2 protein-coding genes are annotated in these 14,557 nt (G+C 42.1%); both read right to left on the bottom strand.

Features of this window, described 5'->3' with window-relative positions:
- Positions 1–18 precede the first annotated feature (18 nt).
- A complete protein-coding gene (locus MKY52_RS27245) occupies positions 19–8,520 on the bottom strand; it encodes a glycosyl hydrolase family 95 catalytic domain-containing protein (RefSeq protein WP_341054834.1) in 8,502 nt (2,833 codons plus the stop codon).
- A gap of 85 nt (positions 8,521–8,605) precedes the next feature.
- Positions 8,606–14,440 (bottom strand): glycoside hydrolase family 2 TIM barrel-domain containing protein, encoded by a 5,835-nt coding sequence (locus MKY52_RS27240; protein ID WP_341054833.1) that lies wholly within the window; start codon positions 14,438–14,440, stop codon positions 8,606–8,608.
- Positions 14,441–14,557 lie beyond the last annotated feature (117 nt).

Raw genomic sequence — 14,557 nt, 5'->3', positions numbered from 1 at the left:
GAGCCTATTTAATATTACTTAATTCATAAACTTCAAATATTGCAAAAGCTGTTTAATCATCAACGCTGCCTCAGCACGTGTTGCTGCGTCTTGCGGAGCAAATGTTGTTTCTGTTTTCCCTTTGATTAATCCTTTCTCTGCCGCTTCTGTTACCGCTTCGCTAGCATAATCAGAGATTTGGTCCTGATCAGCAAATGGAGTCCGCATTTGAGCTTCTACTCTATAATCTCCTTGAATGAGCTGAACGGCGTTCATGATCATCACGACCATTTGCTCTCTTGTAATGATTGTATCCGGGCTGAATTCCCCTTCGCCTATGCCTTGAACTAACCCGAGTTTCGCAGCTATATTCACATCCTCCGCATACCACGCCGTGGCACTAACATCTGCAAATACATTCGATAATGACTCCGTAGTTAACCCTATTCCTCTTACCAACAATGCCGCAAATTGAGCACGCGTGACCTGTCCTGCTGGCGCAAACGACCGATCCGTCATTCCATTAATGATCAGCTTGGAGGCTAAGGTCTCAACATCCTTTTGCGCCCAATGTCCAACCATATCATCGAATGTTTTCTTGTTCTGAACGATGGTGTATAGACCATTTGCTTGACCGAATATTGTGACTTCAGTCTTTCCGTCCTTCACTGTGAACACCGATGGCACGAAGCGCATTTGTCCTGTAACCGGATCGAATATAACAGCGGTCGCAGTCGATGGATCTTGAATAACGCCATCCATATTTATGACACGTGTCATAAACGGATTTCCGAAACATTGAAGTTCTTCCTCTTTATCATTCGATTTTAGAATGACTTTGTACGCAATGATGTAGCTTACTCGCTTCATTCCTTTTTCTACTATGGATTGTTCAAACTTCTGTTCATGCTGTGAAGTCGCATTATCCATTCGAATGATTAAGGTTGCACCCGCAACTTTAGCAGCTTTCTCAAGTTCTTCACGATTCAGATTGGCAAGCGGAAGTTCATAACTTCCTAAATGGTTTCTAAAAGCTATGATTATTTCCTTATTCGCCTTCATGCTGTTGTACAGAACATCAAGCGGCAGATGTACTGCATTCCATGCATTCACTCCTGGAATCTCGATATCGAGATTAGGGGTTCCTGTAGTTTTGTTAAGTGCTTCTAATTTCTTCGCTAAAGCTTCCTTATCAATGTTAATGGTCAGGCTCGTTGTTCCATTCTGTGCAGTTTCACTTTGTAGTTCTTTAGTTGTTGGAATATAACGATGTGGATCTTCTTTTGTAGGAGGGATCGTTGGTGTAGGTGATGGCGTTGGTCTGGTTGATGTCGTTGGGTTACCTGGATTTGTTCCTGGATCTGGAGTAGGCTCTGGACTTGAAGTAGGGTCAGGAGTGTCATTTTGACCGCTAATCACAATCTCCTTAAATCCATGAACCGCAGAACCATCCATTGCACTGGCAACCACTTTTACAGTTCCGTTCTTCACAGCTGTCAACAACCCGTTTACATCAATAATTGCTTTATCCGTAGGTGTGCGGCCATCGGCTTCGAATACAGCCCATGTTACCGACTTATTAGTTGCATTGTCAGGTAACACAGTAGCGCCTAATTGAAGGGTTCCGTTCTTAGCGGTAATCGTCGACACATTTCCTGCGCTTGTGATGTTTATCTTTTCAACATTCACAGGATCAGTGCCTGGATCAATAATGTCCGTTTGACCACTTATGGTAATATCCATTTCATCTTGAACACCTGAGCCATCCGTTGCTGTAGCTACAACCTTCACAGTTCCATCTTTCACAGCCGTGAGCAAACCGGATACATCAATGGTTGCAATATCCGTTTCTGTTGTGCCTTCTACTCCATATACAGCCCATGTTACCGACTTATTGGTTGCATTGTCAGGTAGCACAGTAGCGCCTAATTGGAGAGTCCCGTGCTTAGCGGTAATCGTTGACACATTCCCTGAGCTCGTGATGATTATTTTTCCAACATTCACTGGATCTGTGCCTGGATCGATAATGTCCGTTTGACCACTAATGCTAATATCCACTTCATCATGAACACCAGAGCCATCCGTTGCTGTGGCTATCACCTTCACAGTTCCATCTTTCACAGCCGTTAGCATACCGGTTTGATTAATTGTCGCTTTGTCCGTTGCTGTTATGCCATCTACTTCATGCACAGACCATATTACCGACTTTTTCGTTGCATTAGCAGGCAGTACAGTAGCGCCTAATTGGAGAGTTCCGTTCTTAGCAGTAATCACTGATGATTCACTTGTAATCGTGATCGATTGAACCATCTCATGTTTATTGATGCTATCTTCCATCACTTGCAACGCAGCAGTTAAGTCACTCGCCGCTTGCTGTAATTGCTGCTGTGTAACAGATAAGCTATCGCGTACTTTCTTCGCCTGATCAATGGCTTTTTGCAATGTAAGTTTTGAGCCTTCTGGATACTGACCATCTTCAGTCCCTTCTACAGCACCGTCGTGCTTGCTTTGGACTCTTGTAATGAGCGCTTTAAGGGCTTGATAGTCCTCATCCATCTCATTCTTCGTAATGTTAATCTCTGCCGCTGAAGCCAATCCACCATGGCCTTCGATAGCAGTAAGTCTCAGATACCTACTAGCGACCGGAGCGAATTCTGCGATTTTCTCGGTGCTGTCATCATCCCAACTTCCGCTTGTAAACCGTTTAAATGTTGTTCCGTCTAAACTGGTTGATAATACATAAGAAGTAATGTTCCCGTTTTGTTCCCCATTTTGTCTTGGCAAATACTTTAGTTTAGATATGATTCTCGTATTTCCAAGATCTAGGGTGATCGATTGCGGCAAATCCGCCATAGGATCCCATTCAGTATGCCAGATGGTTGAAGGGTTTCCATCTATGGCATTATCCGCTTCGTTTCCACTGCGATTACTGGTAGATGAAGCTGTCATTTCACTTTGCGGAATATCATTTGGATCTGTAACTGCAGGTGTATAATCATTCGTTCGCGTGACAATAAATCCTTGAGTTGCTTCTACAGAATCCGTACCAGGGATCATGCGATTGAAGTTGATTTTCTTGTCAACATCACTTTCTTTAAAACTATTCCCCGTGACAGTAACAGCTTTAGAGGCATCAAATGTAAGTTCAAAACCACCTTGAGTTGCAGTATTGTTCGTAAACTTTAACCCGTCTACACTCTTTGCATAAATCTCAGAATTGCCGCCCACCTTATTAAACTGGTTGCCGTCAATCTCAATATGACTATGCACGGTCTTTTCGGGATTCGTCAGGGAAGTATTCGGATCAATACTAATCACCGCGTTACCGTTATTATTAAACGTATTGTTACGGATCAAGACGTCCTTCACCATTCCTGATTCGTACCAGCTACTAGCATCATGTGCGATCATGATCGCACTCATCTGCATGCCATTAAACGTATTGTTCTCGATTCGAACAGAGCCGCGCGTTGTTACGAGGAGACCTCTTGTCGGTATCGATTCAAATGTTGAATTCTTAACGGTGACATTCGGCGTCCATGTGGCATTTTCAACGACATACTCATTCGCAGTTATCGAAGAAGGTACCGGTTTATCTAGCGTAAGAACAATTTGAGTATCATTTAGGCGTGTCACATCGGTGACCACTGCACTTTCCTTCGAAAGTAAAGTCGACTTGTTGATATATTCGATCGAATCTCCTACAGCAAAAGCATCAAAGCCCCAACTCTCAGGATGCATAAATTGTACTTTGACCTGATTGGATGACGTTACTTGCACAATTTGCAGATGAGTGCCGTGAATGTTAATCGCATCATCGTGAGCTCCGGAAAAATAAGAGTTTAACACCCGAATCTCACCCTTGCCTCCAGAAACTTGCAAGAAGTCTGCCATTGATGCGTTCGTCCGTCCACTGCCTGTCTTAGGTGCAAAGTTCAAGTTATCGAGCGATACATTTTCACTATATTGACTGATAATTCCAAGCCCAGGTGCAGCATAGAAGTTAACATCTGACCACGCAATATTCTTGCTTCGATAGATCAACGCACCTTGTTCTCTTCTTGTTGTATCCCGAAACTGAAACGTGTTTCCTACCGACAAATTTGGATTCTTAGTGAAGTTGAATTGCACCTCCCGTTTACCGAGATCCTTCGTGCTTGTTGTGCCGTCTAGAGGATTGGCCACTCTCCATGTCTGTTTCGTAGCTGGGTTATACTCTTGCACAGCGCGTACATTTTGTGTTCCGTTCTCTGTCCAGTTCTCCTCACCGAACCATACTAATTGATTATTCTGAATAGAGTACCATGAATCCGGATGTATACTCGCTTTCATGTAGTTGTTGCCTACTTCAGTTACAGTCATCTCCGATACGACAGGACGATTGAAATCAATGTTAATTCCGTTCACTTTAATATTTGTTGCATGGTCGAATACGATAGGTGTCATCACACCATGGAATAACAAGGTCGAACCATTCCCTCGAATGGTAAGATCATCGATATCCTTGAATATAAGACCTACCTTACGAGTGCTACTAGGTGTCTGTTCTTTTGTGGTTGTATTTGAAATGAAATATTGCACTTGATTTGCGGTTGATGCTTTAAAATGATACGTTTCTGTAGGAAAGTCTAGGATGACAGGCTTCTGCGCCGCTTTGGCAGCCTCGATTGCCGCTCTTACTGCATCACCTGCGTCTTCACCTTTATAATTCAGGGTGATTACGCTATGATTAACTCCATTAATTGTTTCTATAGTCTGTATATAATAATCTTCGGCTTTGTCCACACTCTTAACTACACGAGACTGAATATCCGCTCGATCAACTGAAATATATGTGTTGTTCGAATTGTCATTCTTTTGATCTGTCACCCGAATTTTGAGTACATGCTCCTGATTCAACATCTCAGAGCTTTCAAAGAGCAGTTGTTGATCTAAACGCGAAGAGGCGTAAGTATCAACCAGTTGTTCAGGACCATCATCGATAGAGAATGCAACGATACCCTGATTATTGTTCTTAGCCCCATACAATTGCACTTTAGAGCCATTAAAACGCAAGAACGCATATGAATCCGTCTCGTTTGAATAATGATTGTCACGATTGTATGCCCCGGATTCGAATGCACTGTACTCCCATCCCGAGCCATATACAAACTGGTCATTCCATGATCCGGTTGCATTGTCGTTCACGGTTCTATCTAATGAAAAAGCAAACTTCTGGTTACTCCCCTTACCGGCTTTATTTTGTACGAATTGTTCACCACTAGAAACACTGTTATTTGGCATTTCGATCACTTTGCCGCTAGCCCGATTTCTCAATTGATAATAGCCATCACCAGCATCTACAACTGACCATTCATCATTGTAGGTTGCATCATCGGTGAATGTGGCTTGAATGATTCCTGAACCTTCCTCTGTTGATGCATTCTCTACAGTAAGTGCTTTTGAACTGCTCATTGAGATAATTTTGTAATAACCCGGGGTTGTCTTCATAAACATCCATTGTTGATTTTGACCCGAACTTTCGGACCATTGTATGATAGCGGCGCCATCTGATTTAGAATCCTCGTTCACGTCCATACGAAGATTGCTGTGTTGGACGGTTAGATTGAACTTTTGCTGATCAAAAAAGTCTCTCACAGGATCGATTCTCACCAATTGCTCATCAGAATCTGTGATTGAAGATTGGATCAACTCTTTCCCAGTCCCTATGCTAGTGTTTGAAGCTGTAAGCGCTTTACCACTATCACGATTAACCAACTGAGAATAACCGTTCCCTTTATCAACGAGAAGCCATTCATCATTATAAGAGTTGTCTGAAGTGTAGGTTTGTTGAACGAGCTTTGCACCATCAGACATTGATTCATCTAGCACAGCAATCACTTTACTACTCAAGCTATTTGTGATTTTGTAGTATCTATCACTTACGCTTTCTGCATACCACTGCTGACTCTGTGATAACGATCCTGCTGTCATTTGAACAACCGCTGCTTGTTCTTGCTCCGATGCCCCTTCAATATCTAGCACATGACCACTATTTTTCATTGTCATTGTCAACAATTGTCCATCTTGTAAAGGAATTGAACCAATCGTGTAAACGTCTCCAACTTGAGTGTCGAAAGAAATCTGATTGTTATTGTCTACGGAATACTTTACATTTTGTCCCGCTTGATTCATGACAGTTGCTCCAGCTATGCTTGGATAAGAAACAACTGCACGATTGCCTTTATTAGATTTGACACTGATGCTTGTAGCTCTAGCATTGTTCCAATTCACACTAACCTCAAATCCCCCGCGGGCAACCAAGCCCGAATAACTTCCTTTCGGCCATGAAGCAGGGAGCGCTGGCAAAACATCAATATTGTCCAAATGACTTTGTAGCAGCATTTCAGACATGCCGGACGTAGCTCCGAAGTTGCCATCGATTTGGAATGGCGGATGCGTATCGAATAAGTTGTTTAATGTACTTCCAGTAAGCTGACCTTCCAGAATCGTATGTGCATGTGTGCCATCTTGCGCACGAGCCCACATGTTAATTTTGTTAGCTTTGCTCCACCCGGTACCCTCGTCTCCGCGATGCTGCAATGACACTCTGGCAGCTTCCATAAGCTCAGGTGTATTTTTGTTAATTTGCTTGCCTGGATATAAAGCAACTAGTTGGGACAAATGGCGATGCTTGTTATTCGGATCGTCGATGTCCTCTTTCCATTCTTGAATTTGACCGTACTTTCCTATTTTGATTGGAGACACCTGATTTAATTTACTTTGAACTTCCTCACGAAAATCGGAATCGACAGCTAATGTTGTACTTGCCTCCAAGTAGTTAGTAAATAAATCTTGTACAAGCTGCTGGTCATAGGCACATCCTGTACTGATCGTACCTTGCTCTGGTGAGTAACAAGGTGTGGATACCAATGTCCCATCCGTATCTTCTACTAAATACTGGGTCCAAAATCGCGTCGTTTCCTTCAATATTGGATAAACACGTGACTTTAGTAGATCGATATCTCCGGAAAATTTATAACTCTCCCAAATATTATTCGAGATAAAAGCATTGGATGCAGGTGACCAGCCCCAATCAAAATTCCAACCCGGCGCAGTATATCCGAACGGATTGTTTGCCACTCCAATCGACCACGCATTAGAAATGCCATAATATTTTTCGGAAGAAATACGCCCAGGAGTACGCAGCGAATCTATGTAATCGATCAGTGGTGTCATTGTCTCCGAGAGATTCGTTACCATCGCTGGCCAATAGTTCATTTGAATATTGATATTAAAATGATGATCGCTGCTCCAAGGCGCTCTATTAGAATTATTCCACACGCCCTGTAAGTTGGCCGGTAGTGAACCGGGACGAGAAGATGAAATCAACAAATATCGGCCATATTGATAAAATAAAACCTCAAGCGCTTTACTTTTCGTTCCTGCATAGGTGGCTAAGAGTTCGTCTGTCGGAATCGTAGGCTTGGACTCGCCCAAATCTAATTTCACACGATCAAATAATGACTTATAATCTTTCTTATGATTCTCAAGTAATGTTTCGTAAGATTTACTCTCAGCGGCATCCAATATCGCCACTTCCTCATTATGCGGATCAGTGCCTCTATAATTAGGATAGCTGTTAGCATAGTTGGTGCCTAATGATGTAAGGATGGTTAATGAATCTACATTCGCTGCATGGATCTTTCCGTTACCTGATGTTATATTTCCACCTTGATTTAGGACGCGGAAGTTACCTTCATATAGCATATTGTTGTCTAGTACATTACCTCTAATATTAATGTTGTTGCCATTCGCCGTGACGGTCCCTCCCTGAGCACTTGTCGGGCGTACATCCAAGGACAGCTTACCCGGCTGATTGGCTGTCAGGCGAGTAACCATTACTTTATCTGGATAACTGACAAAGTATTCTCGTGTATACTCTACTCCATCCAGCGTGTATTTAACTCGAGATATCGCGTCTTCAAGATCAAGCTCCCGGCGATAATTCTCTACATTGGTTGTTGAGGACTTCTCAAAGTCCAGATACAAGTCACCAAAGGTTAGATAACTTCCTAAGCCTTCATTCAAGCCTGTAAGATTCTCATCCGCTTCTTTGTGAGCACCATCGATATCCCCCGCGCGGAGTTTAGCTCGGACACTCTCTAAATGATCCGCACCACCCTCACGATTACCGAATGTATATGGGTTAGAAGTCGTTGGATCATCCGTGGAAGGCCAAGTATATACAAAAGAAGAACCTGGACCACCGGACCACAACGTTTTCTCATTTAACTGAATCCGTTCTTGCTCGATGCCACCAAAGATCATCCCTCCCATAAGGCCATTGCCAATTGGAAGCGCATCCGTTTCCCAATTTATCGCCGGTTGTCGGTACCATAGGGACAATTTATTCTCCGGAGCATCAGACATTCTATTGATTGCGCTTACAGGTTCTGCTTTAGCTATGGGAACTGATATAGGATTCTGAATAATTAAGCTCAATGATAAAGCGCTCACAGTTAAACGTTTAGCTAAAGGTTTGATTTTAATCAAGATCATTCACTCCTCCTTATATAAATAGTTGATAATCATTGTGCTCGGTCCACAGTTCAGTGTGAGCCGAGCACAATTTTTAAACATTTATCTAGTTCATAAACTTCAAGTATTGCAAAACTTGTTTGATCATCACCGCTGCCTCAGCACGTGTGGCTGTATCTTGCGGAGCAAAAGCTGTTTCTGTTTTGCCTTTGATTAATCCTTGGCTTGCTGCTTCTGTTACGGCTTGGGTAGCATAATCAGAGATACTTGCTTGATCGGCAAATGGAGTGCGCAATTGAGCTTCAGTTCTATGATCTCCTTGAACGAGATGAATAGCGTTCATGATCATCACGACCATTTGCTCTCTCGTAATCCGTGAATCTGGACTAAATTTCCCTTCACCAACGCCTTGAACCAAACCAAGTTTCGCTGCTGTGTTCACATCCTGTGCATACCACGCAGTTGTACTAACATCTGCAAACATATTCGTTAACGACTCCGTCGATAACCCTAGTCCTCTTACCAGTAGTGCCGCAAATTGAGCACGTGTAACTTGGCCTGCTGGTGCAAACGTCCGATCCGACATTCCGTTAATGATCAGTTTAGAGGCTAAGGTTTCAACATCCTTTTGTGCCCAATGTCCAATCATATCATCGAATGTTTTCTTGTTCTGAACGATGGTGTATAGACCATTTTCATGTCCGAAGATCGAAACTTCAGTCTTGCCGTTCTTCACATTAAACACCGATGGTACGAAACGCATTTGTCCTGTAACCGGATCGAACATAACAGCGGTCGCAGTCGATGGATCTTGAATAACGCCATCCATATTTATGACACGTGTCATAAACGGATTTCCGAAACGTTGAAGCTCTTCTTCTTTATCATTCGATTTAAGAATGACTTTGTACGCGATGATGTCGCTTACTCGTTTCACCCCTTTTTCTACTATGGATTGTTCAAACTTCTGCTCATGCTGTGAAGTCACATTATCCATTCGAATGATTAAGGTTGCACCCGCAACTTTAGCAGCTTTCTCAAGTTCATCACGATTCAGATTGGCAAGCGGAAGTTCATAACTGCCTAAATGGCTTCTTAGTGTTATGATTGTTTCCTTATCTGCTTTCAAGCTGTTATACAAGACATCCAATGGCAAATTGACTGCATTCCATGAATTCATTCCCTGAATCTCGATGTCAAGATTAGGGGTTCCTGTAGTTTTGTTAAGTGCTTCTAACTTCTTCGCTAAAGCTTCCTTATCAATGTTAATGGTCAGGCTTGTTGTTCCGTTCTGTGCAGTTTCATTTTGTAGTTCTTTACCAGTTGGCACATAACGATGTGGATCTTCTTTTGTAGGAGGGGTCGTTGGTGTAGGTGTAGGACTCGTTGATGTCGTTGGGTTGCCTGGATCTACGCCCGTTCCTGGACCTGTACCTGGATCGATAATATCCGTTTGACCACTAATGGTAATAAGCATTTCTCCTTGAACACCAGAACCATCCACTGCTGTGGCTACCACCTTCACAGTTCCATCTTTCACAGCCGTCAGCAAACCGGTTACATCAATGGTTGCGATATCCGTTTCTATTCTTCCATCTACTCCGTATACAGCCCATGTTACCGACTTATTCGTAGCATTAGCAGGTAGCACGGTAGCGCCTAGTTGCAAAGTTCCATTCTTAGCAGTAATTGTGGACACATTACCTGAGCTTGTGATGTTAATCTTTTCAACATTCAAAGGATCAGTGCCTGGATCGATAATGTCCGTTTGACCACTTATGCTAATAACCATTTCTCCATGAACATTAGAACCATCTGTTGCTGTTGCTACGACTTTAACTACTCCGTCTTTAACAGCTGTTAGCAAACCGCTTGTGTTTATCGATGCTTTATCTGTTAATGTCACGCCATCGGCTTCATATACGGACCACACAATCGTATTTTTCGTAGCATTAGTTGGGAGCACTTCTGAAGTTAACTGCAGACTGCCGCCTTTGACATCAATCACTACTGAATCATTTTGGCCAGTTAGAGTAATCGATTCCACCTTTACAAACGTAGCTTCAGTTTCCCACTTCGCATATAAAGTAATATTTTGATCTGGTGCTATATCAGTTGCAAAATCCCATTTCTCTGTTAATTCTTCATCCTTGTACCAGCCAAGAAATATAGAACCGTCCTTCGTTGGTGCTGTTGGCTCAGCAATTGTGGACCCCCGTGTTGCTGTAATACTTTCCACTTCACTGCCATCGTTGCTGTCAAAACTGACAGTAGATGTTGGCGTGTCCGTGAGTATATTCAAACCATCACTCTCAAAAGCATCAACAATGATATAAGTGTTGGTTGAAGATGTATTTTTTTCACCTTTAACCTTGATCTGCAAAGTATGAGTGCCCTCATCAAGTAAGTCACTTTCAAAAAGCATCACATCGCTTTGCATATGAGACGAGTACAAATCAATCGTTTTTATATGCTTGTTATCAATATAAATATCTGCTTTACCCAAATCATCTCTCAAAAACCCATAAAACTTTGCTTTGGTTCCGTAAAAGGTATACGTTGCGGTCGCATTGTCAGTATTGCTATAATGGTTCGTTTGTTGGTATGCATGTTCGTCTGGGTACGTCTTCCATCCTTCACCGTACGCCACACTGCTACTTGTGTCGTCAAATTTGTAGAAGTCATTGAGATCATTGTCCGTTAGTCTCACTTTCACTGTGTTCGTATAGCCTGATGAAACAGAGATTGAGGTTTCATAATTTCCCCAGTCCAAATCCGTATAACTCCACTCATTATTCACAATCATTGATGTTGAAGGCAATGACACTTCAAATACATCCATGACTACATACGCATCACTCGCATTTTCATTTTTCTCCCCTGTTACAACGATTTTGATCGTATGTGGACCTTCTGCAAGACCTGTTTTACTATATAGTGTTTTCTGATACAGCTTAGATGGTGCATAAGCGTCTATTCCAGAAGCATCAAGCTCTCCATCAATATATATATCAAATTTACCCATATTATTGTTTTTAGGGCCTATAAGGCTAATACTTGATCCTTCAAACGTATGCTCCACATAGGCACCGACACTATTGCTAAATTTTTCTGTACCTTGATAATCATCCGAGTCATTGTGAGAATCCCATGTTCCACTGTAAGAAAGTTTATCGTTTGTATCATCCACCCATTCTGTCTTCAAAGTTTCCATTCGGAAAGCATCAGTGCCGTTAGATTCCGCCCGCAGCCTATTGTTTGAATCCGCAACAATGGCAGAACCATAATAAATATTTTCTTTCATGCTTCTAAAATCATTGGAACCTCGTCCCCCTTGATCGTTGGATCCATATAGGAAGAAATCTTGCATGTCTTCGGACCATGACCATGTAGGTTGAACTCCAAATTCGGCATAATGACCACTATCTCTATTTACAACACCAGTCGTTCTGCCGATATGATCAGATGGATATGCCGACCACAAACCTTGTCTATCCCAACTTAGCCTGTCTACGGAAGGAGAAACATCGTATGCAATTCCCACTTCTGTTACATCCCCTGGAGGATTTTTGATACTATATTGGTTAGTAATGAGCCCTTTACCATCTACTTTTACTGTAAAGCCAGCTTCAACAGCACCATAACTGCCAGAAATATTAATCACGGCTTCATTGCCTGCCGTAGAATGACTAATACTTGAGAGTCTCCAGTCAGATAGTGTGACATTGCCTAAATTCAGTCTCGGTCCTCCTGTAATAATTGTACTTCCCTCGTATGAGCCGTTCGTAATCGTTCCTGTTGTCTTACTGAAAAAGATATCGAAATTCGTTCCAGAAACCGTAATCTCACTATCATTTTCCGAAATGATAGGGGCAGGTCCCTGTGGGCTCGAGAATGTCTTGGCCACAAATCCAATCGGCAGATTAAATTCGTCAATATAACTGCTTCCTTGATAAACTTTAATATTTAATATTTCGCCTTCCTTCCAATTTCGAGCTGGAATGATCAGCGTTCCGTCAGCATGAGGGGCAAGATTAAGATCAGTTACGCTGCCTGAATCCGTACCTACTTGCCAGTTAAAAGAAATCTCATTGAAATTCGTGCTATCAAACCAGTTTTTCACTGGAATAAGAAGTGGATTTCCAGTTCCAGGATTCGTAACAGAAGTATCTGTTGTACGGATCGGTGAATATGCTTTCTTCGTAAGCCAGTGCTCAGGCTTCACCCGACGCCATCCATCAATAATTCCCCATTCCCCGTAACCTATGGAACCGTTAATAGGGGATTCAAATACATCATCCGGTGAGGCCCATATCGCTCCTCCTAGACTTCCACTTGTAGTAAAGATGTTTTCCCAAAACCTTTTTAGACTTTCTCCCCAAAAATTACGAACACCAGGGTCTCGTTTTTGTGTATTTACGTTATAACTGTTCACATGTACATATTCATCTGCGAGATTTGGTTGCCAATTTGAGGGTGCCATATTGCCATTATAATCTGGATAATGAAAGCTAAAGATATCTGTTGCAGCATTTCCCCAGCTTACGATAGTCAGTCTAGTCGGATCCTCAGCTTTTACATATTCAAGCTCTTTATCGAAGTTTAACCCCCAATCTGTTTCGTTACCTAAAGACCAGATGATAATAGAAGGATGCGTTAAATCCTTCTCTATCATTTCGGCAAACTGATTCATATATCTAGTTGTATACGCCGGATCGTTCACCGTATACGGATTCTCGCCGGCATGGCCATTTTGCCAAACTACTGCTGTTTCTTCTAGCACATACATACCGTATAAATCAGCAGCATCTAGGAACGCATCCGAGCGCGGATAATGCGATGTTCGAACAAAGTTGATGTTGGCATCTTTATAAAGTTTAACTTGCTCCGCATCTAGCTCATCTGTCGTTGCACGTCCATAGGTTGGATGTGCATCATGCGCATTAACGCCTCTTAGTTTAATTTCATTTCCATTGACATATACTTTATTTCCTGCTTTTACAACTTCTCTAAAGCCAACTTTTTTTGTAAGTGTTTCGACAACATTATCGTTAATAACAATATTGGCATTTAATGTATAAAGATTAGGGTGCTCTGCATCCCATTTTTGTGGAACAGATACAGGAATGCTTACCGCTTGTTCTGCATTCGTTGCCGCTAGATTAACTGAACTTGGACTAATCTCTACACTATTTCCTTGAGGGTCATTCAAACTCAGATTAACAGTAGCATCTTGGCCCTCGTTGAAATTCATAGCTACTGTAACATTTAGTCTTGCATTCTCATAAGTGGAATCGAAATCTGTTGATGCGTGAAACCGGGTTGCATAATCATTCGGAAGCGCCATCATTTTAACATTTCTAAGAATACCGCCGATATTGTGTTTGGCATATCCAGATGCATTTGATATGTCATCCGATTTTTCGGTTACTCCTACTGTTATCCATGCAGATTCCCCAGGAGTTACAAAGCTCGTTATATCGCAATCCCATGCGGTAAAGCCGCCTGAGTGATCTCCTGCCAGCTTACCGTCTACCCACACTTTGGCATCACTAAATACGGCTTCGAATCGAAGGATAACCTTTTTTTCGCTAAAGTCGGCAGGGATGCTAACAAGCTTTTTGTAGGGATACTCAGTGTCGAGAGAAATATCAAAATTTTGTAGGTTCATTTCACCTGGCACTTGTATATCTCTCCATGAGGAAGGATCAACACTGTTTTCCCAGAATTTTTCCGGAACGTCTGTGGTCGCCTTCCATGTTCCATTCAAACTGATTACTGGCTCCGAAACACCAGTCGTTGTTTCAGGAATTGGCACAATAACGGACCTTGGCCATCCAGAATTAGAATCAGCATGAACAGGTACAGCCAATAAATGCAAGAAACTCATTGAACATATCGCAATTGCAAGTGTGGTTGTAAATATTCTAGTTAATTTCAAATCGTTCTCTCCTCGTTCATTAAATTAATTAAGCGCTGTCACTAATAAGTCACTAACGTTACTTAATGAGATAAGATTGATGTCAAGTCAGAGAAAAGAATTTTTATGCAAAACCTA

This window comes from Paenibacillus sp. FSL P4-0184 (genome assembly GCF_038004625.1).
Lineage (GTDB): Bacteria > Bacillota > Bacilli > Paenibacillales > Paenibacillaceae > Paenibacillus_AQ.
Note: the sequence above shows the minus strand (reverse complement) of the source record. Positions and strands in the feature narration are given on the sequence as shown.